Origin of the sequence: Cobetia sp. MMG027 (genome assembly GCF_027947415.1) — a bacterium.
GTDB lineage: Bacteria > Pseudomonadota > Gammaproteobacteria > Pseudomonadales > Halomonadaceae > Cobetia > Cobetia marina.
In genome coordinates this window covers 252,061-276,157 of the sequence record NZ_JAQJIO010000005.1, presented here as the reverse complement: position 1 = coordinate 276,157, position 24,097 = coordinate 252,061, and the positions used below count along the sequence as shown (strand labels likewise).

The 24,097-nt window shown below is 64.7% G+C and carries 20 protein-coding genes; 7 read left to right on the top strand and 13 right to left on the bottom strand.

Annotated features, from left to right (window positions below; all coding sequences use genetic code 11):
- Positions 1–22 precede the first annotated feature (22 nt).
- The 8 genes from PJK54_RS08700 to PJK54_RS08665 form a co-directional block, all read right to left on the bottom strand.
- On the bottom strand, positions 23–1,051 hold the full coding sequence (locus tag PJK54_RS08700) for a septal ring lytic transglycosylase RlpA family protein (RefSeq protein WP_271302652.1): 1,029 nt from the start codon (positions 1,049–1,051) through the stop codon (positions 23–25).
- Entirely contained in the window at positions 1,048–2,088 is a 1,041-nt protein-coding gene (mltB, locus tag PJK54_RS08695) for a lytic murein transglycosylase B (protein WP_077371920.1), read from the bottom strand. Before mltB ends, PJK54_RS08700 begins: the two co-directional genes overlap by 4 nt.
- A 73-nt stretch (positions 2,089–2,161) precedes the next feature.
- Positions 2,162–3,313, bottom strand: coding sequence for a rod shape-determining protein RodA (rodA, locus tag PJK54_RS08690; RefSeq protein WP_371861119.1), 1,152 nt, complete (start codon positions 3,311–3,313; stop codon positions 2,162–2,164).
- Positions 3,300–5,252, bottom strand: a complete 1,953-nt coding sequence (mrdA, locus tag PJK54_RS08685; protein ID WP_084209161.1) for a penicillin-binding protein 2 — start codon at positions 5,250–5,252, stop codon at positions 3,300–3,302. Before mrdA ends, rodA begins: the two co-directional genes overlap by 14 nt.
- Positions 5,253–5,294: 42 nt before the next feature.
- Positions 5,295–5,762: a 23S rRNA (pseudouridine(1915)-N(3))-methyltransferase RlmH gene (rlmH, locus tag PJK54_RS08680; protein ID WP_077371912.1), complete on the bottom strand. Its 468-nt coding sequence runs from the start codon at positions 5,760–5,762 to the stop codon at positions 5,295–5,297.
- 159 nt (positions 5,763–5,921) lie between these two features.
- Entirely contained in the window at positions 5,922–6,281 is a 360-nt protein-coding gene (gene rsfS, locus PJK54_RS08675; RefSeq protein ID WP_077371908.1) for a ribosome silencing factor, read from the bottom strand.
- A 92-nt stretch (positions 6,282–6,373) separates the two neighbouring features.
- On the bottom strand, positions 6,374–7,009 hold the full coding sequence (gene nadD, locus PJK54_RS08670) for a nicotinate-nucleotide adenylyltransferase (protein ID WP_077371905.1): 636 nt from the start codon (positions 7,007–7,009) through the stop codon (positions 6,374–6,376).
- A 194-nt stretch (positions 7,010–7,203) separates the two neighbouring features.
- On the bottom strand, positions 7,204–8,487 hold the full coding sequence (locus PJK54_RS08665) for a glutamate-5-semialdehyde dehydrogenase (RefSeq protein ID WP_136938286.1): 1,284 nt from the start codon (positions 8,485–8,487) through the stop codon (positions 7,204–7,206).
- A 291-nt stretch (positions 8,488–8,778) separates the two neighbouring features.
- On the opposite strand from PJK54_RS08665, the gene PJK54_RS08660 reads away from it, so the two are divergent.
- From PJK54_RS08660 to PJK54_RS08645, 4 genes are all read left to right on the top strand, one after another.
- Positions 8,779–9,720, top strand: a complete 942-nt coding sequence (locus PJK54_RS08660) for a hypothetical protein (protein ID WP_271302651.1) — start codon at positions 8,779–8,781, stop codon at positions 9,718–9,720.
- Positions 9,720–10,682, top strand: a complete 963-nt coding sequence (locus PJK54_RS08655; RefSeq protein WP_077371896.1) for a diguanylate cyclase domain-containing protein — start codon at positions 9,720–9,722, stop codon at positions 10,680–10,682. Before PJK54_RS08660 ends, PJK54_RS08655 begins: the two co-directional genes overlap by 1 nt.
- Positions 10,679–12,133 carry a bifunctional DedA family/phosphatase PAP2 family protein gene (locus PJK54_RS08650; RefSeq protein ID WP_240704178.1) on the top strand — a complete coding sequence of 485 codons (1,455 nt, stop codon included), beginning with the start codon at positions 10,679–10,681 and terminating at the stop codon, positions 12,131–12,133. Before PJK54_RS08655 ends, PJK54_RS08650 begins: the two co-directional genes overlap by 4 nt.
- A gap of 83 nt (positions 12,134–12,216) precedes the next feature.
- A complete protein-coding gene (locus tag PJK54_RS08645; protein ID WP_084209164.1) occupies positions 12,217–13,095 on the top strand; it encodes a DMT family transporter in 879 nt (292 codons plus the stop codon).
- A gap of 157 nt (positions 13,096–13,252) precedes the next feature.
- Here the strand turns inward: PJK54_RS08645 and PJK54_RS08640 are convergent, their stop codons facing one another.
- The 3 genes from PJK54_RS08640 to mpl are packed head-to-tail and all read right to left on the bottom strand — an operon-like array spanning position 13,253 to position 16,014.
- Entirely contained in the window at positions 13,253–13,882 is a 630-nt protein-coding gene (locus PJK54_RS08640; protein WP_271302650.1) for a LysE family translocator, read from the bottom strand.
- Positions 13,883–13,924: 42 nt separating this feature from the next.
- Complete coding sequence (locus PJK54_RS08635) at positions 13,925–14,578, bottom strand: flavin prenyltransferase UbiX (RefSeq protein WP_077371887.1); 654 nt, start codon at positions 14,576–14,578, stop codon at positions 13,925–13,927.
- Entirely contained in the window at positions 14,575–16,014 is a 1,440-nt protein-coding gene (gene mpl, locus PJK54_RS08630) for a UDP-N-acetylmuramate:L-alanyl-gamma-D-glutamyl-meso-diaminopimelate ligase (RefSeq protein ID WP_271302649.1), read from the bottom strand. The genes PJK54_RS08635 and mpl overlap by 4 nt, the downstream gene beginning before the upstream one ends.
- A gap of 192 nt (positions 16,015–16,206) precedes the next feature.
- Between mpl and PJK54_RS08625 the strand changes: the two genes are divergently transcribed.
- A complete protein-coding gene (locus tag PJK54_RS08625; protein WP_077371881.1) occupies positions 16,207–17,469 on the top strand; it encodes a 6-phosphofructokinase in 1,263 nt (420 codons plus the stop codon).
- 149 nt (positions 17,470–17,618) lie between these two features.
- Here the strand turns inward: PJK54_RS08625 and PJK54_RS08620 are convergent, their stop codons facing one another.
- A complete protein-coding gene (locus PJK54_RS08620; RefSeq protein ID WP_077371878.1) occupies positions 17,619–19,346 on the bottom strand; it encodes a bifunctional protein-serine/threonine kinase/phosphatase in 1,728 nt (575 codons plus the stop codon).
- A gap of 329 nt (positions 19,347–19,675) precedes the next feature.
- Between PJK54_RS08620 and ppa the strand changes: the two genes are divergently transcribed.
- Complete coding sequence (gene ppa, locus PJK54_RS08615) at positions 19,676–20,206, top strand: inorganic diphosphatase (protein ID WP_043331979.1); 531 nt, start codon at positions 19,676–19,678, stop codon at positions 20,204–20,206.
- A 167-nt stretch (positions 20,207–20,373) separates the two neighbouring features.
- Here ppa and PJK54_RS08610 read toward each other — a convergent pair whose 3' ends face one another.
- Positions 20,374–21,477, bottom strand: a complete 1,104-nt coding sequence (locus PJK54_RS08610) for a DUF2333 family protein (protein WP_077371875.1) — start codon at positions 21,475–21,477, stop codon at positions 20,374–20,376.
- Between the two features lie 355 nt (positions 21,478–21,832).
- Between PJK54_RS08610 and dsbD the strand changes: the two genes are divergently transcribed.
- Positions 21,833–23,863, top strand: coding sequence for a protein-disulfide reductase DsbD (gene dsbD / locus PJK54_RS08605; protein ID WP_271302648.1), 2,031 nt, complete (start codon positions 21,833–21,835; stop codon positions 23,861–23,863).
- Positions 23,864–24,097 lie beyond the last annotated feature (234 nt).

Sequence of the window (24,097 nt, the reverse complement as noted above, 5' to 3'; positions counted from 1 at the left end):
TGGATGCGCCAGATCACCGCCGCTAGCGCGGTGCCTGTACGCTGAAGGCGCCGGAGAAGCCGGCATCGGCGATCGCGGACTTGAGCGACTCGATACGCACGCTTTCTTCAAGCGGGCCCACCTGCACCTTGTAAAGATTGCCACTGCCCAGCACTCGGACCGGGCGATCAAGCGCCGCGCTGACGCGCTTGCTGATGCGGTCTGCCGTTTGCAGGTCACTGACCGCCGCCACCTGCAGGAAGCTGGCATCAGCGCCGCTGGCCGTGGTGTCGGTCGCGCGCGCCGCAGAGGCTACCACGGGCTTGGCGGCAACGCTCGTGCTGGACGTCTTCGCCACCACGGAATCGCCGGTTGCGCCCATTTCCTCAAGCCCTGCGATGCCCTGCTCGCGACGCACCGCCTGACTGCGAGCCAGCAGGCGCTCGGACTCGGCCGTGCCCTGGGTCGGACTCGGTCCCGGCCGCCAGGTGCTGGCATCCAGCGTCTCGACGCGCACATGACCGGTACCATGGCCAAGCATGTCGAGACGCCACGCCGCACTGTAGGACAGGTCAATCAGGCGATCATCATGGAAGGGCCCACGATCGTTGACCTTGACGATGACCTGCTTGCCGTTGTCCAGATTGGTGATTCGCGCGTAGGTCGGCAGCGGCAGCGACTTGTGGGCCGCCGTCATGGTGTACATGTCATAGATCTCGCCGCTGGCGGTGGCGTAGCCATGGAACTTCTTGCCATACCAGGAGGCGGTACCTTCCGCCACGTAGCCGCGCGGATCATCCATCACATGATAGGTCTTGCCCCACACCTCATACTCGCTGCGGTTGCCGCTGCGCGTATAGGGCTCGGGCTTCGGCACGGCATCCGGCACCGCGGAGACGTCCGGCGCGTCGTCGGGATAGGCGTCCGAATCCATCTCGTAACGCCCATTCTTGCCCGCCTTCTTGCCCGTGCTCGGCGAAGCACCGTCGCTGACCGTGGTGCCACCACTGCTGGCACAACCGGCCAGCAGGGCAAGCGCCAACGTCAACGGCAGCGCGCGTGACCAGCTCATCCGGCACCCCCATCCTCGAGACGGCGCTTGATCGCCTGGGACAGCTCATTCACGGCCATCGCATACAGATGGCTGTGGTTGTAGCGAGTGATGACGTAGAAGTTGTCATAGCCCACGGCGTAGCGATACCCCTGCTTGAGGTCCAGCGCCAGCGGGATGATCTGGGTATTGCCTGCCACGCCACCCGCGACCTCGACCCCTGCCGCCTCAAGTGCCGAGACGCTCATGTAGGGCTTCTTGGTCTTGTTGAAGGTGACGGAAGACGGCGGCGTACCGGGGCCATCGGCTGCGCTGACGACCGGTGCACCGGCCTTCCAGCCGTGACGGGCGAAATAGTTGCCGACACTGCCGATGGCATCGACGGGGTTGTGCCACAGGTCCCGCACACCATCGCCATCGAAATCGACGGCATAGGCCTGATAGCTGGTGGGGATGAACTGTGGGTAGCCCATCGCACCGGCATAGGATCCCTTGATGGAGAGCGGGTCGATGCCCTGCTCCAACGTCAGCTGCAGGAAGGCGGACAGCTCACCACGGAAGAACTTGCCACGACGCGGATGATCGAAGGCCAGCGTGGAGAGTGAGTCGATCACGCGGTGGGTACCGGTGTGCTTGCCGAAGAAGGTCTCGACGCCAATGATGGCGGCGATGACTTCCGGCGGCACGCCATATTCGGCCTGGGCACGATCGAAGGTCTCGCGATGCTCGGCGATGAACTTCACGCCGGCCTCGATGCGAGATTCCTTCATGAAGATGGCGCGGTACTGGTCCCAGCGCAGGTGCCCTTCCGCCGGGCGCGACATGGCATCCAGCACTTTCTGGCTGTAATCGGCCTGATTCATCAGCTCGGTCACGCGAGCGCGATCCAGCCCCTTGGCCACCAGCTCATCCACCAGCTTGGCCGTCTCCGGGTGAGTTGCGGGAGCAAAGCCATCCGGCGCCGCCATGGCCGCCCCTGACATGCCCAGCAACGGCGCGATCATCAGGGCTGCGCCCCAGTGCTTCAGACGCCGCCCACGTGCGTTAATCACCGTCATCGACTCTCTCCTTGCCTGTCTGCGGGCGTCGGCCCGCGAATGTCCTTGCCATCCGGTAGCTGCAAAGGCCGCGTCAACGCGACAGCAGGCGCCGGTGGGTATGAATGCTCATGAGAATACCGAAGCCCGCCAGCAAGGTCACGCTGGAGGTCCCACCATAACTGACCAGCGGCAGCGGAACGCCCACCACCGGGAGAATGCCTGACACCATGCCGATGTTGACGAACACATAGACGAAGAAGGTCAGGATGATGGCTCCCCCTGTCAGGCGCGCGAAGCTGTCCTGACCATGGTTGGCCATCACCAGCCCGCGCAGCACGATCAACACGTAGAGGGCGAGGAAGAAACTCATGCCCAGAAGCCCGAGTTCCTCCCCGATCACCGCGACGATGAAGTCGGTATGCCGCTCAGGCAGAAATTCCAGCTGCGATTGGGTCCCCAGGGTATAGCCCTTGCCCAGCAGGCCTCCGGAGCCGATGGCGGTCTTGGACTGGATGATGTTCCAGCCGGCACCCAGCGGGTCGGACTCCGGATTCAGGAAGGTCAGCACACGCCGGCGTTGATAGTCATGCATCACCATCCACAGAAGCGGCAGCGCCGAGGCGATCAACGCCCCGAAGAAGGCGATCAGTTTCCAGGAGAGTCCCGCCAGCAGGATGACGAAGACCCCGGCCGCCGCGACCAGCAGCGAGGTTCCCAGGTCCGGCTGCCGAGCGATCAGCAGCACCGGCGTGACGATGATCACCCCACAGATGACCAGATCGCGCCAGCGTGGCGGCAGCGGCCGCTGCCCCAGCCAGCAGGCGACCATCATCGGCATCGCCAGCTTCATGAGCTCCGACGGTTGGAAGCGCACGACGCCGGGAATCACCAGCCAGCGCTGGGCCCCCATGCCGACATCCCCCAGTACCTCCACCGCCACCAGCATCAGGAAACCGCCACCATAGGCGACAGGTGCCCAGCGATACAGCGTGCTCGGAGAGAGCTGCGCCAGGCCGATCATGACCCCCAGCGCCAACGCCTGACGTGACGCCTGGCGCAGCGTGAAATCGATATCCTGACCGCTGGCGCTGTAGAGCACGATCAGACCGCACCCCAGCACGATCAGCAGCAACAGCAGCAGCCAGGGGTCCAGATGGATCCGCTCCCACAGACTGGTGCGACGCCGGCGATTGAGCTCGCCTCCCACGCTGCGCATCGAGCGCTGATAATCAGTCGGCATCATTGACTCCTGCAGGGGTTTCGCTCTGCTCGGCCTGCGCCGCCGTCTCTTCCAGGGCCGCCGCCAGCGTCAGGGCGGCATCACGGGCGACAGGATCAATGCGCGGCAACAACCAGTAATCCGTGATGGCACGTGCCATGGGGCCGGCCACCGAGCTTCCGCCCTGACCGTTCTCCACCACCACGGACACGGCGATCTCGGGATTCTCGACCGGCGCGAACGCCGCAAACAGGGCATGGTCGCGCAGACGTTCCGCCAGCTCGTGACCGTTGTACTTCTGGTCCTGCCCCAGGGTGAAGACCTGCGCCGTACCGGACTTGCCGGCCATGCGATACTTGAGCCCGGGCCCGACGTACTTGCGCGCCGTGCCCTCGCGGCCATTGACCACGTCCTCAAGCGCGCCGATGACCTCGTCCCACCAGGCAGGATTCTCCACCACCACGTCAGGCTTCTCTTCGCTGCGCGGCAACAGCACCGTCTCATCGCCGATGCGCTTGGCCAGATGAGGCGTCACATGCCGGCCACGATTGGCCAGCACCGCCTCGGCGGAGGCGAGCTGCAGGGGCGTCGTCAACCAGTAGCCCTGGCCGATCCCGATGGAGATGGTCTCGCCGGGATACCAGGGCTTGTCGTAGCGATTGCGCTTCCATTCCTTGGACGGCATCAACCCCGGCAAGGCACCCTGCACGTCCAGCGCGGTCTGCTCACCGAACCCGAACTTGTGCATGTACTCGCTGATGCGATCGATGCCCAGTCGATAGGCGACATTGTAGAAGTAGGTGTCATTGGAGACGGCGATACCGCGCCGCATGTTGACCCGTCCATGCCCCCAGCGCAGCCAGTTGCGATACTTGTGGCTGTCATTGGGCAGCTGGAAATACCCCGGGTCGAAGAAGGTGGTCTGCGGCGTGATGACGCCATTGTCCAGCCCCGCCAGCGACATGAAGGGCTTGACCGTCGAGGCAGGCGGATACTGTCCACGTATCGCCCGATTGAACAGCGGCAGGTCGATGTCGGACTGCAACGCACGGTAACTCTTGACGCTGATGCCGGTGACGAACTCGTTGGAATCAAAGCCCGGCACCGAGGCCATGGCGAGGATCTCGCCGCTCTCCGGCTCGATGGCCACGATCGCCCCACGGCGCCCCTTGAGCAGTCGATAGGCCAGATCCTGCAGGCCACGGTCGATGGTCAGCGTCAAGTCCTTGCCGGGCTGCGGGTCGATACGCGACAGCTCACGCAGCACGCGGCCGCGCGCATTAGTTTCCACCTTGCGCAGCCCGGCCTGACCATGCAGCGCCTCTTCATAGAAGCGCTCGATCCCGGTCTTGCCGATGAAGTGCGTTCCCGAATAGTTGCCCTTGTCGAGGGTCTTGAGCTCCGCCTGATTGATGCGCCCGACATAGCCCAGCGTATGCGAGAGCGGCTTGGCATCCGGGTAGTAACGCAGCAGCTGGGCCTCGACCTCGACACCTGGCAGGCGATAGCGATTGACCGCCAGACGCGCGATCTGCTCCTGGCTCAGTTCACTCATCAACAGGGCTGGCTGATAGGGGCGCTGTCGCTGACGCGAGCGTTCCTTGAAGTCTTCGATTTCATCAGGGGGGAGATCGAGAATCTCGACCAGACGCTCAAGCGTCGTCTCCAGATCACCGGCGCGTTCGCGCACGATGGTCAGGTTGTAATTGGGGCGATTCTCGGCAAGCAGACGACCGTTGCGGTCATAGATCAGGCCGCGCGTCGGCGGCAGGGGTTCGACACGCACACGGTTCTTGTCCGAGCGCGTGGTATAGATATCGTGTTCCACGACCTGAAGAAAGACCAGCCGTGCCAGCAGGCAACCGGCCAGCACCAGCACCAGGCCGGCGGCCACGATACTGCGAAGGCGAAAGATCCGCACTTCCTGTTGGGGATTCTTGATCGTCGCCCGGCGTTGGCGCATGGCGGGTCTCGCAACTCGTGTCTTGTCGCAAGCGGCAGGCGCTTAACGGTGATAAGGATGCCCGACCAGCAGTGTCCAGGCGCGGTAGAGCTGCTCCGCCAATACGATGCGCACCAGCGGGTGCGGCAGGGTCAGCGCGGAGAGCGACCAGCGCTGATCCGCGCGGGCCAGCAGGCGTGGATCGAGCCCGTCAGGACCGCCGATCAGGATGGCCACATCGCGACCGCCCAGGCGCCAGTCATCGGCGTGCTGAGCCAGCTGCTCCGTGCTCCACGACTTCCCTAGGACATCAAGGGCGACAACATGTTCATTTCCCTTGAGTTTTTCGAGCATCCGATCACCTTCACTGGCCATGGCACGGGCAATATCCGCGTTCTTGCCACGGTTTCCGGGCGCCAGTTCGATGAATTCGAGGGAAAAGTCTCTTGGCATGCGTTTGAGATATTCCCGGCTACCCTTCTCCACCCAGTCAGGCATCTTCTGCCCGACCGCCAGTACTCGGATCTTCATGTCCTGTCCCGTGTCGTCAGTGGCCAACGGGCATGCCCGCTGACCCTCTCCTTCCGTCCAACCACCACGGGCCCGCCCTGTCAGCATGCTGCCCGCAACCGGCGCCGGTGGCACCGCCGTGCCGCATCACTCCGCCTCTTGAGGCAGGCAAGAGCGGAATCAGCTGCGCTGTTCGAACTCTTCGCTCGTCTCGCGGGGCAGATCGCTCCACAGGCGCTCGAGGTCATACAGGGCACGGGTTTCGGCCAGCATGACGTGGACGACGACATCGCCCAGATCCAGCAACACCCAGTCGGAACCGTTGTCGCCTTCGCAACCCAGCGGCTTGACGCCGGCTTCTTTCACCGTGACCTGCACATTGTTGGCCAGAGCGGCGATATGACGGCTGGAAGTCCCCGTCGCGATCACCATGACATCGGTGACGCTGGTCAGCTTGGAGACATCGATCTCGCTGATTTCCTGGGCCTTGAGGTCGTCAAGGGCGTCGATCACCAGGTTTTTAAGAGCTTCGGTCTGCATGATTCCTCGGAAGTTTGTTCGGCAGGGGGCGCATTCTACCCGTTGGTGATGCGCTCGCCTATGGGCATCGTCAATCTACGCGTCACGAACCCTCACTCACAGGGCGGGCAGTAAAGCGACCGGGCCTCGATATGGCGGATGACCGTCTCGGGCAGCAGGTAGCGCACGCTATCCCCCAGCGCAAGCCGCTCGCGTACGAAGGTCGCGCTGATCGCCATGCGGGTCGGCAATGACAACCGCAGCAACAGGCCGCCGGGACGCGCCATCAGCTCGGCCACCGTCTGCACTTCCCGCCCCTCGATCAAGGCCTTCAACGCCTCTGGCAGAGGAGCATCATGATCAGGGCGCTCGATCACCACGACATGGGCATCATCGAACAATCGCTCGGCGGCATGCCATTCGCCAAGCTTGAGAAAGGCATCATGGCCGATGGCCATCACCAGCCGCGCCTGAGGGCCATATTCGCCGCGCAGGCTCGCCAGGGTGTCGGCACTGTAGGACGGCCCATCCCGGAAAAGCTCGCGGGCATCCGCCTTGAGCCCCGGCTCACCGGCAATCGCGGCCTCCAGCATGGCCAGACGCTCCTCGCTGCTCACCCCGGGTGCGGCACGATGTGGCGGCTGATGGCAGGGAATCATCAACACATGATCCAGGCCCAGCGCCTCACGCAGTTCGATGGCGCTGCGAAGGTGCCCGTGGTGTACCGGGTCGAAAGTGCCCCCGAGCATCGCCACCCGGGGGACCGGCCCGAGACAGCCCTCGAAGCCGGGCTGTGGCTTCTCGTCAGGCAGAGTGTCGCAGGCCTCCCCACCCGGCTGTGCGGCAGGTTCGCGCTGCGCGGCGTCGCCGTCGACATTCAGCGGGCGCTGGCTATCGTCCAGCGCCCGTGGCGATGCGCTGACCGAGGAAGGGTCTGGAGATCTCACTGACGAATCTGCCCATCGCCGAACACGACATACTTGCGTGTGGTGAGCCCTTCCAGCCCCACGGGCCCGCGAGCGTGCAGCTTGTCGGTGGAAATGCCGATCTCGGCACCCAATCCGTATTCGAAGCCATCGGCAAAGCGGGTGGAGGCATTGACCATCACGGAGCTGGAATCCACTTCGGCCATGAACCGACGCGCCAGCGCATAGTTGTCGGTGATGATGGCTTCGGTATGCCCGGAGCTGTGACGCTCGATATGCGCCATCGCCGCTTCCACGCCCTCGACGACCCGAATCGCCAGAATCGGTGCCAGATACTCGGTATCCCAGTCCTGATCCGTGGCGGCCACGGCCTCGGACAGGATGTCACAGGTGCGTTCACAGCCACGAATCTCGACCTCATGGACCGCCAGACGCTCGGCGATGCGCGGCAGCACCTCGGCCGCGACAGCCGCATCCACCAGCAGGGTCTCCATGGTGTTGCAGGTACCGTAACGGTGTGTCTTGGCGTTCTCGGCGATGCTCACCGCCATGTCGAGATCTGCCGTGGCGTCGATATAGACGTGGCAGATACCGTCGAGATGCTTGATGACCGGCACGCGCGCCTCATTGGTGATGCGCTCGACCAGACTCTTGCCCCCACGCGGGATGATGACATCGACGTACTCGGGCATCGCGATCAGACGGCCCACCGCGGCACGGTCCGTGGTGGCCACCACCTGCACCGCCGTCGCCGGCAGCCCGGCCGCCACCAGCGCCTCGCGGATGATCTCACCCAGCGCACGGTTGCTGGACGCCGCTTCTGAACCACCACGCAGGATGCAGGCATTGCCGGACTTGAGGCACAGGCTGGCGGCCTCGATGGTGACGTTGGGCCGTGATTCGAAGATGATGCCGATCACGCCCAGCGGCACACGCATGTGACCGACCTGGATGCCGCTGGGACGATATTTCAGGCCATCGATCTCACCGACCGGGTCCGGCAGGGCCGCGACCTGCTCGAGCCCCTCGATCATGGCGTCGATACGCGCCGGCGTGAGGGCGAGGCGGTCGACCATCGCCTCCGACAGGCCATTGTCTCGCGCTCGCGTCAGGTCATCGGCGTTGGCGGCGGTCAGCGACTCGCGGCGCTCGTCGATCAGTCGCGCCATGATCTGCAGCGCCCGGTTCTTGAGGCCGCTGTCGACACGACGCATCACCACGCTCGCTGCGCGGGCATCGCCGCCCAGACCGTTCATGTAAGCCACGACGTCCGTGGTGTCGTGCTTGCCCAGCTCGCTCATGTGCCTTGTCTCATTCGTAGAAAGATGTAGGAAAATGCCTTCCGCCCGCTCTGGCGCCTGTGGATCAGCCGAGGGAGGGGCGAAGCGAAAGCGCCGGATCACCTCGACACTTCGGAAAATCATGGTTTGGGGTATGCTGGCCCGTATCAGCGCCTGGCAGAGCCGGGACAGGCAGGCGGCATCACGCTCGCACATCCTGTCATGGCATGGCTCAATGCGCTGCGCCCCATCCGACCGAGGAGTCTGGTCGGATTCATGTCATCCACGGGAAAGGTGCCAATATAAGTCACCATGGAGATCAAGTTCAAAGTCCGGGTCAGTCAGTTCATCTGTCTGCTCGGCTCTGTGCTGTTGCTGCTGGAAGCGGCGCGCCAGATCAGCCTCGCCCTGACCATCACCGGACTGCTGCTGGCCATCGGCGGCACCTTGCTGCTGGTGGTCTCCCTGGCGCACGAACTCTTCACGATGGGCTGGTTCCGGACCATGGCCATGCTCAGCGTGGCGGTGATCATGGCGCTGCTGGTGCTGCTGGCACCCGAGCAGCACATGATGTGGCTATGGGGATTTGCCGTGCTGCTGCTCTATCCGCGCCCCGCGTGGCTGGCGCCGGCCTGCGCCATCATCGGGCTGATCACCACCTGGCTGGCACTCACGCCGCTGGGCAGTGACTGGCTGAGCCTTGGCATCGGCATCACGGCCACCTTGATGGCGCTGGGCGCCATCGCCGGGCAGCGTCAGCAGGAGGTCTGGCGTCAGCTGGAGCGGCGCGGTCGCCGTGACGCGAATCGTGCCATCTGGTCACAATACCAGCTGCTCCGGGATCTGCCGCGGGAAATTTCCCGGGCAGATCGTGAAGGCATCCACATCGAGCTGATCCTGCTGGAGCCAGCCACGCCCACCCGCCTCACGCGTCGCCGTCTGCTGAATACGCTGGACAGCGCGGCGCTGCCCCATGAAACACGCTATCAGCTTGACGATGACTGCCTGGCGTTGCTGTTGGTGGCACGCAGCGAACACGCTGCCAACCTGCGGCGGCGTCAGCTCATGGAGCATCTTGCCATGCCAGTGCGGGCGCGGGTCCAGCCGCTGAACGATACCGAGGCCGACCATCTCGACCTGCAGGCGGCGAGCGCCAACCTCAGCGAGGAGCGCGAGCCGATCACTCACCTGCCCGCGCTCCCCTCCCGAAAGGCGGCACTCGCCGACACCCCCCAGGCGGAGGCTGAAGACTGATGTCCTCGTCAACGACGGCCACGCGCGCCAGAGAGCGCCGCCGGCTGGCCAATCGCAAGACCCTGATCATGCTACTGGCGACCCTGGTGCTGGCCACCTACGCGCTCTGGCGTTATCTGGTCGGGGACTACTCCCACATCCTGACACCGGTGCTGGCCACCTTGCTGATGGGGATCGCGACCGCTCTGCACCTCCTGGATGAAGAGCAGCCACTTCCCGCCTATCTGGCGCTGATCGGCGGTTACCTGATGCTGGCGCTGGAGGCCCCCAGCGCGCACATCGGAATGTCGCTGTGGCTGGGATTGCCGAGCATCCTGACGCTGCTGCTGCTGCCATTGGCGCCGGCGATGCTCTTGAACGTGGTACTGGCCCCGCTGTGGCTATGGCTGCTGGGTCAGCCGGATGACAACTTCGGCGAGGTACTGCGCTATGTCTGCCTGCTGCTGGTCGCCAGCCAGCCCTTCGTGATCAACAACCTGCAGTCAGGTGTCATGCGCATGACCGCCAGCGAGGAAGTCGAGTGCAATGCCTACAATGCGCGCACCGGCCAGCAGCGGCTGACCAGCGAGGCCGCACGCGCCAGTGCGCTGGAGCAGCCGTTGAGCATCCTGGTCATCTACCTGCCGCAGCTGGAGATGCTCGGTGAGCAATTCGGGGAAGACCGCCGCATCGAGTGCCTCTCCTCGGCCTGCGATGTCATGCAGGGCATCTCGCGTCAGGGCGATCTGCTGTGTCGCAGTGACAAGGCCACGTTCTGGCTGATGCTCCCCAATACCGGCGAGGCCGGCGCCCTGATCATGCGTGAACGCCTGACGGCCGCCCTGGCGGCGACGACACAGCCCGAGACCGGCTCGATCATCGCTCACGCTCGTCTCGTCAACTACAAGGCGGGCGACACGGTACAGAAACTCGAACAACGCCTGCTGGCCGCCCAACTCACCCTGATGGACCTCAATGAATGAGCAACACCCTTGCCACACTGACTCACTGGCTGGACCCCACCTCCCTGATGGCCACGCTGAGCGAGCACCCCGTGGCGCTGATTGTCATCATCGGCTTCATCTCCCTGCTCGAATCCCTCGCCATCGTCGGCCTGCTGGTCCCCGGCGTGGTCATGCTGACGGCCGGCGCCTCGCTGGCGGGGCATCTTGAGCTTTCCCTGCCACTGGTGCTGCTTTCCGGTGCGCTGGGGGCCGTGATCGGCGATGGCGTGAGCTTCTGGCTCGGCGTCCATCATCGGGATCAGTTACCGCAGCGCTGGCCCTTCTCGCGCCACCCCGAATGGATCGAACACGGTCAGCGCTTCTTCCATCGTCACGGCAGCTGGTCGATCGCCTTCGGGCGTTTCGTCGGCCCGGTACGCCCGATCATCCCGCTGGTCGCGGGCATGCTGGACATGCCGGCCTCGCGCTTCTTCATGGTCAATGGCCTCTCGGCACTGGCGTGGTCTCCCGCCTATCTGTTGCCGGGCTACCTGCTGGGCCAGACCTGGCAATCACTGTTCACGCTGCCACCGGGCGCCAACGGCCTGCTGATCGGCCTGGCCAGCGGCCTGATCGCCTGCGCCTTTGCCTTCTCCTTTCTGCGCCGCCAGCTGGGCCGCGAAGGCCGCCTCTATCACTGGCTGGCGCGCCGCATGCGTCGCTCGGCATCCGGCCGTCGCCTGTGGTGGCAGCTGCGCCACCCCGACCCGGAAGGCGAGTTCCCGCTGGCCTCGATGGCACTGCTGGTCTTTGCCGTCATCAGCGTGCCCGCGATGAGTCTGGCGGCACTCGCTCACCCCGGGCCCTGGCAGATCGACGTCGTCGCGGCCTCGCTCGCCGACAGACTCCACACCCTGCTGCCCGAGAACCTTCTGCACCAGGCCAGCCTGTGGCTCTCGCAGCTCGGCGATGGCACGGGGCTCGCGGCACTCGTGGCGCCCTGGCTCGTGTGGCTGGCACTCACGCGCCGCCATGCGATATGGATCCATCTGAGCGCCGCCTGGGTCGGCATCGCCTGCGCCAATACCGTGCTCAAGTATCTGATCCAGCGCCCCCGTCCGGACACTCCCGCCTTCCTCGAGGGCTCGATGTCGTTCCCCAGTGCCCACACGGCCGGTGCCGTCGCGGTATTCGGCCTGGCAGCCGCCTTCATCGCCGAACGGCAACCCTCTCCACGCCGACGCTGGATCTACTGGAGCGCCATCATCGCCTGTAGCGTGATCGGGCTGTCTCGCATCTTCCTCGGCGTGCACTATCTGAGCGATATCCTGGGCGGCGCCTGTCTGGGACTGCTGGCGTGTGCTCTGGTGCGCATCAGCTACCCTGCCTTCGTCCAGCAACCCTGCCCCTCGCCGGCCGCCCCCGTGGTGTGGTTGAGCCTGGCGAGTCTGGGTCTGCTGACGGCGCGCCTGCTGTGGCTGCCGCTCTAGCCCGTCATTCACGATCGACCCTCAAGGTGATCGCTGCACGTCATCATCACCGCCACCTTCGCCTTCTGCCCAAGAGGATACCCATGCCCGGTCCTGCCGCTCCCCCTGCCAACCAGCCCCAGGCGCTCATGTCGATTCATCTCGGCATCGCGCTGCTCGGCGGCACGGCGCTGTTCTCGAAGGGCCTGCCACTCTCGGCGCTCGACATCACCACCTGGCGCAGCCTGCTGGCCGGCCTGTTCCTTCTGTGGATCGCACGGCTGAAGTGGCAGGTCTCGCTGCGCCTGAGCGGCCGCGACTGGGCGCTGGTGGGCGTGGCCGCGGCGCTGATGGCCGCTCACTGGGTCAGCTACTTCCACGCGATGCAGGTCTCGTCCGTGGCCACCGGCATGCTGGCACTGTTCACCTATCCCATCTTCATCGTGCTGCTGGAACCCTGGGTGGAGGGCACGCGCCTGAAAGCCGGGGATCTGGCGGCGGCAGGGCTGGTGTGCATCGGCGTCTGGCTGCTGGTTCCCGGCGGCGACAGCAGCGCGCAGGGCGATAGCCTGGCGGGAGTGTTGTGGGGCGTGTTCTCGGGCCTGCTGTTCGCGGCGCGCAATCTGCTGGTGCGCTACCGTCTCAGCCACCTCAACCCGGTGCTGTCGATGAGCCTGCAGGCGCTGGGCGTGGTGGTGCTGACATTGCCGTTCGCCTCCGGCGAGATCATGGACGCAAGCCCGGGAACAGGCATCGCCATGCTGGTACTGGCCGTCGTGTTCACGGCCACCCCCCATGCCCTGATGACCTTCGCCCTGGGTGGTCTCAGGGCCAAGACCGTCGGCATGATCGGCTGTCTGCAGCCGGTGTATGGGGTGCTGCTTGCCTGGTTGATTCTCGGCGAGGCCCCCACCTGGATGACGCTGGTGGGCGGCAGTTTCATCGTGGCGGCGGCGGCACTGGAGACCCTGCGACGCAATTGACTCGCACACCACCGTTGAGACAGCTGCCGGCGTTGCGCCAGCCGCCCCGATAGTCCCCGTCGTCGCGGTTGCTCCAGCCGGCGAACACACGAAGGCCCGCCATTGGCGGGCCTTCGTGTGTTCGGGGTGTGTCGGTCAGCGCCTTGGCATGCCGAGGTCAGCCGGTGGCGAGCCAGATGCCCACCCCGACCATCAGGGTCCCCGCGACCCGGTTCATGAGCCGCACGCGCGAACCACGACCGAGCCAGCGCGCCAGTCCACTGCCGCCACCGGCATACAGCATCAGACAGCTGAATTCGAGCGTGAGAATGATACCCACCAGCGCCACCAGCTGTGGCGTCATCGGCAGGCTCGCGTCCAGAAACGGCGGCAGCAGCGCGATGAAGAACGCCCAGCCCTTGGGATTGGCGATGGCGGTGACGAAGCCCTGTGCCGCCAATGTCCGCCGCGAGGCGCGTGGTGCAGCACTGGCCTCGCCCACGACCCCCAGCGCCAGGCGCCCCCGCGAGCGCCACATCTGGATGCCGAGCCACACCAGATAGGCGCCCCCGGCCAGCTTGAAGGCCGAGAACACCAGCGGATAGCGCAGCATGATGGTCGCGACCCCGATCACGGCCGAGACCGCCACCAGCCCGACCCCCAGCAGCTCGCCCACCATCATCCACAGGGTGCGGCGCACCCCTTGCGTCATCCCCAGGGTCATGGCCAGCGTCATGCACATGCCCGGTGTCAGCGACACCAGAAAGAAGGTCGGCACGAACACCGACAACAATGACCAATTCAGCATTCCCTGCTCTCCCTGCACAATCCGATGATCAAGATGACGACACTAGTCACCACTGACATGCCCTTCGCCCCAGCGCGGCATCAGCGCATGCGCGATTCCCAGCTGATTGAGAATGCGCGCGACGATGAAGTCGATCATGTCATCGAGTGTCTGCGGGCGGTGATAGAAGCCGGGGGCGGCGGGCAGGATGACGGCCCCCATGCGCGTCAGGCTCAGCATGTGTTCGAGATGGATCGCCGAGAACGGCGTCTCGCGCGGCACTAGGATCAGCGTGCGACGCTCCTTGAGGGCGACGTCGGCGGCGCGTTCGATCAGATTGTTGCTGGCGCCGGTCGCGATAGACGAGAGCGAGCCGGTGGAACATGGACATACCACCATGGCACTCGGCGCGCCGGAGCCGGACGCCACGGGCGCCATCCAGTCCTCGCGGCCGAAGCAGCGAATCTGACCGGGCCTGGCGGCGTAGCGCTGGGTAAGCACCTCGGTGAGGCGAGCCGGGCGCGCCGGCAGTTCTTCATCGGTCTCGGTGGCGATCACCATGTGGGCCGCCTTGGAGACCATCACCATCACCTCATGACCCGCCGCGACCAGGCATTCGATCAGCCGCAGGCCGTACTGGGCACCCGAGGCCCCGGTCAGCGCGACGGTGACCGCTGACTTGAACTCCCCTTCGGGGGCTTTCGCTTGCTGGCTCATGCCTCACCTTCCCGTGCTGCCAGTGCACTCAACAGACGTTCGTGGATACCGCCGAAGCCGCCATTGGACATCACCACCACCCAGTCGCCGGCGCGGGAGTCATTGGCGATCTTGGCGATCAGGGCGTCGAGGTCCTGCTCGACATCGGCTTCAACGCCGAGAGCACGACACTCGCTGACCGTCTCGTCGAGTGACCAGCCCAGTGTCGGGCCCGCGAACCAGCTGACCCGATCCGCTGCGGTGACCGCTGCCGGCAGGCGCGCCTTCATGGTGCCAAGCTTCATGGTGTTGGAGCGCGGCTCGATCACCGCCCACAGACGACCGCCCTGCCCTTCGGCTGCCACGCCCGGCGCCAGGCCCTCAAGCGTGGTGGCGATGGCGGTCGGGTGGTGCGCGAAGTCATCGATGACCTTGACGCCGGCCACCTCACCGCGCAGCTCCTGACGGCGCCTGGGCGGCGCGAAGCGCGCGAGCGCCTGCAGCGCCGCCTCGACACTCACGCCGCACTCGACGGCAGCGGCCACCGCGGCACAGGCGTTGGCCACGTTGTGGCGTCCGCGCATCGCCCACTGACACTCGACGAAGCGGTCCGCCTCGCCGGACACGGCGGCCGGCGCCAGCGCGAAGTGGCTGCCATCGGCACTGATCAGACGATAGCGCCAGTCGCCACCGGCGTTCTCGATGCCACCTTCATCGCCGAAGCGTGTCACCGGCGTCCAGCAGCCTTGATCCAGCACGCGTTCCAGCGCCTCGGCACCGGCGACGGCGTCCGCCGCGACCACCAGCTTGCCGCCAGCCGGCACGGTACGCACCAGGTGATGGAACTGCCGTTCAATGGCCGCGAGATCCGGGAAGATGTCGGCGTGGTCGAATTCGAGATTGTTGAGCACGGCGATGCGCGGACGGTAATGCACGAACTTGGAGCGCTTGTCGAAGAAGGCCGTGTCGTACTCATCGGCCTCGACCACGAAGGGTGCCTGCGGGTCGCCGATACGCGCGGAATCGCCCAGCTGCGGCGGCACGCCCCCGATCAGATAGCCCGGCGTGAGGCCCGCGCATTCGAGAATCCAGGCGGTCATGGTCGCGGTGGTGGTCTTGCCGTGGGTGCCGGCAATGGCGATCACCGGTCGTCCCGTCAGCACCTCGTCACACAGCCATTGCGGGCCGGAGGTGTAGGCCAAGCCGCGCTCGAGCAGCGCCTCGACTTCAGGATTGCCGCGCGAGACGGCATTGCCGACCACCGTGAGCTCTGGCGCGGGCTCGAGATTGTCGGCGGCATACCCTTCCATCAGGGTGATACCGGCCTCGGCCAGCTGTGTGCTCATGGGCGGATAGACATTGGCATCGCTGCCGGTGACGCGATGGCCGCGCGCACGCGCAAGCAGTGCCAGAGAGCCCATGAAGGTACCGCAAATACCGATGACGTGAAGGTGCATCTGTTTCTCCAATCCGGAAGCCCGAGCAGCCTAGCATGCCCGCCAGGCGGCGAGTAGCACGGGCGTGTCGGGGCAGAACGACAGATACGTGGCATCCGGGCGTCGTGCAGGGGTCATGTCTTTCGGATATGATGCGGCGGGTAAGCGCCAGCCCGTTCAAGACCATGACAAGGAAGCAGAGACGAGAAGCCCATGCCCCAGCACAATGCCTTCTACGCCCAGTCCGGTGGCGTTACCGCCGTCATCAATGCCAGCGCCTGTGGCGTGATCGAAGCCGTGCGTGAACACGGCGACCAGATCGGCAAGCTCTACGCCGGTCACAACGGCATCATCGGCGCCCTGACCGAAGATCTGATCGATGTCAGCCAGGAAAGCGACGAGAACATCGCCGCCTTGCGCCACACCCCGGGCGGTGCCTTCGGCTCCTGCCGTTACAAGCTCAAGAGCATCGAGGATCACCGTACCCAGTACGAGCGTCTGATCGAGGTGTTCAAGGCCCACGATATCCGCTACTTCTTCTACAACGGTGGCGGCGACAGCGCCGACACCTGCCTGAAGGTCTCCCAGCTGGCCGAGACCATGGGCTACCCGATCCAGGCCATCCACGTACCCAAGACCGTGGACAACGACCTGCCGATCACCGACAACTCGCCGGGCTTCGGCAGCGTGGCCAAGTACATCGCCACCTCCACCCGCGAGGCCGGCCTCGACATCGCCTCCATGTGCGCCACTTCCACCAAGGTGTTCATCCTTGAGGTCATGGGACGTCACGCTGGCTGGATCGCCGCCGCCGGTGCCCTGGCTGGCGAAGATGCCACTCAGCCGCCGCACATCGTGGTCTTCCCGGAAGTCGCCTTCCACCGCAAGGACTTCATGGCGCGTGTCGACCAGTGCGTCAAGGACCACGGCTACTGCGTGGTGGTGGTCTCCGAAGGTGCCCGCTATGAAGACGGCACCTTCCTGGCCGATGCCGGCAACACCGATGCCTTCGGCCACCGTCAGCTGGGCGGCGTGGCGCCGACGCTGGCCGGCATGGTCAAGCAGGATCTCGGCTACAAGTATCACTGGGCCGTGGCCGATTATCTGCAGCGCGCGGCACGCCACATCGCCTCGAAGACCGACGTCGAGCAGGCGTACGCCACGGGTCGTGCTGCCGTGGAAATGGCCCTGGCCGGCAAGAACGCCGTGATGCCGGCGATCCGTCGCCTCGGCGATGGCGCTGACTACGCCTGGGACATCATCGAGGCACCGCTGGAGCAGATCGCCAACCATGAGAAGTTCATGCCGCTGGAGTTCATCAGCGAAGACGGCTTCTACATCACTGACGCCTGCCGCCAGTACCTGTCACCGCTGATCCAGGGCGAGGACTTCCCGCCCTTCGTCAATGGTCTGCCGGCGGTCGCCCGCCTCACGCTGGCCAAGGTCGAGAAGAAGCTCACGCCGTTCTCGATCTGATCGATCGCGCTGCCCGCTTCCCCGGGCAGCGCTGTGCCAACGCCGTTGCGGCACCCATGAGAAAGCCCCGCACAGATCACTGTGCGGGGCTTTCTCGTTCATGACGCGAGGCTGCTCTCGACAACCGCACGCCACCGACACACGCAGGGCTATTTGAGCAACCAGGACAGCACCAGCAGCAACAGCAGGATGCCGGCGACGCCCTGCCAGAAATTGGCCGGTTCGCGCATGGCCTCGGATGGCGTGATGGCCTTGCCGGGGTCCTGCTGTGGCAGGCGCAGCGCATAGAGCAGCTCCGACAGACGCCGGAAGCGCAAGGTGCGCTGGGGGTCCAGCGCACGCCTCAGGGCATCGTCCAGCATCTGGGGAACCTGCGGATTGCGCATGCGTGCCGGCTGATACTCCAGCAGCTCGAGGTCCGTCTGGGTGCGCAGCTGATCCATCGACTGAGCGTAGGGCTGCATGCCGGTCAGCAGCCAGTAGATCACCGACGCCAGCCCGTACTGATCGCTGCGGCGACTGACCTCGGCCCCCAGCGCATATTCCGGCGCACTGTGCTCGGTCAGCCCGACCTGGCGCACCAGGGGACCGGCACTCTCGTGCCCATCCCCTTCGCGCAGATGACAGGCCCCGAAGTCCACCAGCACCACCTTGCCGTGACGGTCGATCATCACGTTGTCGGGGTGGATCAACTGATGCAGCACTTCACGCCGATTGAGTGCGTGGACCGCCTTGCCCAGCTGGCGGGCGATATCCAGGCGCTGCTCGAGATTGGCCTGGGGATGCTGGCGCGCCCAGTCGGTCAGCGTCTGCGCCTCCAGATGCTCGAGCAGATAGTAGAGGTGATCCCGCGGGCGCGAGGGTTCCACCACCTTGACGACAAAGGGCGAGTTGACGCGATCCACCACCCACTGCTGGAGCAGGAAGTGCTCGAGATAGGCGTTCTTGAGCGAGAGCTCCGGACTCGGCGCCTTCATCACCATCACGCGCCGGCTCTTGAGATCCCGGACCTTGTAGACGCGCACCCGCGCACTGCGTGACATGACTTCCAGCACTTCCAGCCCATCGATGCGATCCCCCGGCTCCAGCTCGCGCGGCACCGGCAGATCCCCATAGATGCGCCCCGGCGTGTCTTCGCTGGCACTGGCCAGGCGATCGATACGCACCAGCTGGAAGCAGAACTGATCCGCGGTATAGCCACGTTCGTCGGCACGGTCCGCAGCGGCATGCGCGAGACGCTCGCTGGCGGCGTCCAGATCCGAGACATCGTCACGAATCAGTGACACGAAGTCCGAGGGCAGCAAGGTGCCGCGCACCGCTTGGGTGGTCAGCAGGAAGATGTCGCCCTGCTTGAGCGGCAATTCGATGTAATCGATGTCGAGACTGACATCCATGCCCAGAGCCCGTGAGGGATAGCGATAACCGCCCAGGTCCGTGACATGATCACGCGAGATCTGTTCGAACTCGCCACCACGCAGACGGAACACCACGGTATCGCCGGCATGGAACAGATGCGCCGACTGGCCACGGAAGATGACCGCGGAAATCGAGGTGACGTAACTGCCGCCACGCACGAAGCGACTCTGGCTGTAGCACCAGCTGTTCAGCGCTCGCAGCACACGAGTCGCGGAGTACTTGACGCTCCAGTTGTCGGGCGTGGCGAAGTAGTCGGCCAGAAAGCCACGCACGGCCAGATCGCCCGCCTGCTTGGCGATGGCGTTCTTGCTGGTGGTATCCGCGATCAACGCACAGCCGCCCTTGGTCGCCAGCGGGCCACGCTCGACAGGAATTTCCAGCGACATCGAGCTGCGGTGGCGCTTGCGGTCCGGTGCCACGAAGGCCTGACCATAACTGAGTGAAAGCTCTGCATCCGCCAAGGCGGTCTCCTTGCATGTCTGTCCTGCGGTGACGACCCTGCTGGTGCATGCCGGCCACGACAGGCCTCGTCACAGTGTCTGCACGGCACCGCGAGTCGCGCGGCGATCCTTGAACAACGGGCACACCATCGGCCAGAGTATCGAGGGATGGCCTCCACATGGGCTCGCGCGCTGCCAAGTGTTACCCGAGTCAGCCTGCAGTGCCACCACTCGTTGGTGCAACGCAAGGCGATCGAGCGTGGCATAATGGCAAAACGGTCTGCCAGTTCGTATAATTCAGCGGAATTTTGACCCGCAGGCCTTCAACCCGCAAACCCAAGGACTCGACAATGAGTTTCGACAAGATCCCCGCTGGCAAGGAATTGCCGAACGACGTCTACGTAGCGATCGAGATTCCGGCCAATCACGCGCCGATCAAGTACGAGATCGACAAGGACATCGATGCACTCATGGTGGATCGTTTCATGGCCACTCCGATGTTCTACCCGGCCAACTACGGTTACATCCCGAACACCCTGGCTGACGATGGCGATGCCCTCGACGCGCTGGTCGTGACTCCGTATCCGGTCGCGCCGGGCAGTGTCATCCGTGCGCGTCCGGTCGGCGTGCTCAACATGAGCGACGAAGCTGGCGAAGACGCCAAGCTGGTCTGCGTACCGCACCAGAAGCTGACCTCCCTGTACGACGACGTCCAGGAAGTCACTGATCTGCCGGAACTGCTGCGTCAGCAGATCGCGCACTTCTTCGAGAACTACAAGGATCTCGAGAAGGGCAAGTGGGTCAAGATCGATTCCTGGGACGGCGCTGATGCCGCGCGTGCCGCGATCGAGAAGGCAGCAGCTGCCTACCAGAAGGACTGATCCTTCCCGTGACGGTCGCCAACTGACCCTCATTTGCTGACCGCTCATGAAAAAGCCCCCGTCATTGACGGGGGCTTTTCGTTTTCTGGGCTCAGCCCGATCCAGCTCAGGCTGACGAGGCTGGCGGACATGACCTCCGTCAGGGTCCGCCAGCCTCGCGTCAGACTTCAGCCCTTCTCGAGCAGGCTGCGCAGGTCACTGATCGCGGAATTGGCGCGTGCGATGTAGTTGGCCATGACCAGCGAGTGATTGGCGAAGAAACCGAAGCCGGAACCGTTGAGGATCACCGGGCTGCCGATATCGGTCTGGGTCGACTCCAGCTCACGGATGATCTGGTCGATGGAGGTCAGGGCATTCTTGTCTTCCAGAACGCCCTGGAAGTCATGACGCACCGCCTTGAGCAGATGGATCAACGCCCAGGAGGTGCCGCGCGCCTGATAGAAGACATCGTCGATCTCGAGCCACGGCGTCTTGATCTCTTCTTCCGTCTGGGTGCTCTTGGCCGAGGTCGCGTTCTTGTCACCGGCCAGACTCAGATTGAGCTGAGACTTGCCGACGCTCGCGGACAGTCGCTGTGACAGGGAACCGAGACGATTCTCGACATCCGACAGCCAGGCCACCAGATTGTCGGCGCGCGCATAGAACTGGCCATTGTTCTGGGTGTCATCGCTCAGACGCTTGAGGTAGTCCCCCAACTGGCGGTTGGCATCGGCATATTCATGCTCGGCTTCCGGCAGCATCCAGGCATTGGCGTCGATGAACAGCAGCGATTCCGCCTTGCCCAGCGCCTTGTCATCACTGGACTGAGACTGTGAACGACTGAATTCCTTGCGCAGCTCGCGCGTCATGTCGCGCACCTGCACCAGCACGCCATATTCCCAGTTGGGCATGTTGTCCAGCCACAGCCCCGGGGGTGCCACGTCATTCTTCAGATAGCCGCCGGGCTTGTGCAGCAGGGTATCGTTGAGTTTCATCAGGGTCGCGACAGTCGCCGTGCCCGTCGGCAGCACCTCGAAGGCCGGTGCCGGCTGCTCGCCATCGACACTGGCAACGGGTGCCGCCAGCCCATGTACGCGGGCCAGTTCGGTGCGCGTGGCCTGGTCGACATTGAATTCGTCCGGCTCGCTGCTCCAGTAGATCCCAAGGCCAACGCAGACCAGCAGGTAAATGACGAACAGCCCGACCAGTGGTTTCCAGATCCAGCCATACTGAGGTGTTTCCAGCACGTCGCGACCCGCGCCACGCTTGCTGCCTTTACCGAATAGGGCCATGCGTTCTTCCTTGTATGAAGCCTTGTAAAAAGCCGTGTGAAAAAAGACGAGTCAGAAGACCGTGAACCGGTGTCGATACCCGCGTTGCCTCCAGCGCCGGTACTCATGACGTACGTCCTATCCTATCATGCGTCCCTGCGTGTGCCAGTCGCGCTCATCGCGACGTCAGAACCGGGGGGAGATCATCGCTACATGGTGGCGCATTCATCCTGGTGCAAGTCGCGACCCGTGATCATCGTGGGCATCATTGCCGGCCCTCTTTCCGTGACGAACACCTCAAGCGAGCTGATCGCGCAGAGGGCACAGGCACTCGCAAGATCGGCTTCTTCTCCCGGCACTGCAAAAGGATGCCTTCGTGCTTCGTCCGTTTCCCGCAAATGACGCGATCTCCCGCCAGATTCGCGCCAGTCTCGCCCTCGCCCGACCGATGCGCCCCGGGGTGCTGCTGGTCATTGTGCTGCTCCTCAGCCTGACCATTTTCGCCCTGCCAGCCCATGCCGGGCTGTTCGGCAGCAGTCCGGCCGCCTCCTCCAGCAGCGAATCGTCTACTGGGCTGTTCACGAGTCAGGCATCCAGCAGCGACTTCCTGCCGGTCAACGAGGCCTTTACGCCCCGCGCATGGCGTGAAGGCGACACCCTCTATGTCGGCTTCACCAGTGCCGAGGGCTATTACCTCTATCGCCATCAATTCGACTTCGCGACCTCCCGTGACGACCTCCGGCTCGGTGCCGCGGACCTGCCCCCCGGCGAATTCAAGCAGGACCCCTATCTGGGTGACGTGCACGTCTTCCATGACCCACTGGTCATTCGCCTGCCTCTGACAGCCGCAGACCGTCAGAATGCCCCGGACGAGGCGTCATCGATCAGTGGTCCGGTACCGATATCCATCACCTTCCAGGGGTGTGCCGACGCCGGCCTCTGCTATCCCCCCGAGACCGTCACGCTCGAGGCCGGTGAGCAGAGTGCGCCCGACGCCTTTGCCCACCTGATGCCTGATGCCGCCACCCTGGAGAGCGGCGCTGCCGACGACACTGGCGCACATCGTGACGGCGAGCCCACTGCCATCCCGGGGACGGATGGCAGCTTTCGAGCATTGTTCACGGATGCCGGCCTCGTCACCTTGCTCGGGCTGTTCTTCCTGGCAGGCCTCGGGCTGACCTTCACGCCCTGCGTGCTGCCGATGATCCCGATTCTCAGCTCGATCATCGTCGGCCAGCGCCCCAGCCGCCCGCGCGCCTTGCTGCTGTCCTCAAGCTACGCCCTGGGCATGGCGCTCACCTACGCCGCGGCCGGCACGCTGATGGGTCTGTTCGGCGCCGGCCTCAACCTGCAGGCCCAACTGCAATCTCCCGTCGTGCTGATTCCCTTTGCCGCCCTGTTCGTGCTGTTCGCGCTGGCCATGTTCGGCGCCTTCAATCTGCGCCTGCCCGGCCGCCTGCATTCGCGCCTCGACACGCTGCAGGGGCGCCTGATGAATGCCGGCCCGGGGGGATTGGCGCTGGCAGGCGCGTTATCGGTACTCGTGGTATCGCCCTGCGTCTCGGCACCTCTGGCCGGTGCGCTGGTCTATCTCTCCGCCAGTGGCGATGCCACCAGTGGCGGGTTGGCGCTGTTCGCGCTCGGGCTCGGCATGGGGGTGCCGCTGATACTGGTCGGCACCTTCGGCGCCAGTCTCCTGCCCAGGGCGGGCGGCTGGATGGAAGGCATCAAGCAGGCCTTCGGCATTCTGCTGCTGGGCGTGGCGCTGTGGCTGGTAGAGCGCTTGCTGCCGGCCTCGCTGACGGTGCTGGGCTGGGCGGCATTGGCCATCGGCACCGGGGTGGCGCTCGGCGCGATCAGCTCCTCAAGCCACGGCTGGGCCCGCGCCCGTCAGGCACTGGGGCTGCTGGCACTCGGCTGGGGAATGATCAGCCTGCTGGGCGTGGCCGGCGGCGCAAGCGACCCGCTACGCCCATTGGCACCCTTCACCGGAGGCGGAACTGCCTCGGGACAGGCAACCGAGCAGACGCTGGACTTCACCAGCGTCACTGACATGGCTGCCCTCAAGCGCGAGCTGGCACTGGCTGACCGTCGCGGGCAACCGGTCTTCGTCGATTACTACGCCGACTGGTGCATCTCCTGCAAGGTGATGGAGCGCGAGGTCTTTCCGCGCGTCGCAAGCCAGCTGCGCCAGTTTCATCTGATTCGCGCCGATGTCACTCAGACGGATGCCACCACCCGTGAGCTGCTGTCATCGTTCGGCCTCTTCGGACCGCCCAGCCTGCTGTTCTTCGCAGGACAACAGGAAATGACCGAAGCGCGGATTCAGGGAGAGGTCGATGCCGAGCAGCTGGGCGAGCATCTCGACAAGGTGCTGCGTCACCATCGCACTGCCGTGGGTGCATGATCTGGCGGGAGTCAGCCATGCCGGACACCGGCAGATGACGTCGCGATGTTGACAGGATGGCAGCGCGGGAGAGTCGGCGTGGCAATCAGGATAAAAGCGGCAGGAAATCCGGTTCGGTGCCAAACTGGACAGCGTTCGAGAATTTCGGCAGAATCCGCGTCACTGCGACAACAGTCTAGGCTCAATAGGTAAACGTCGCGGATAGTGACGGTATCTTTGCATTTTCACCCAGGG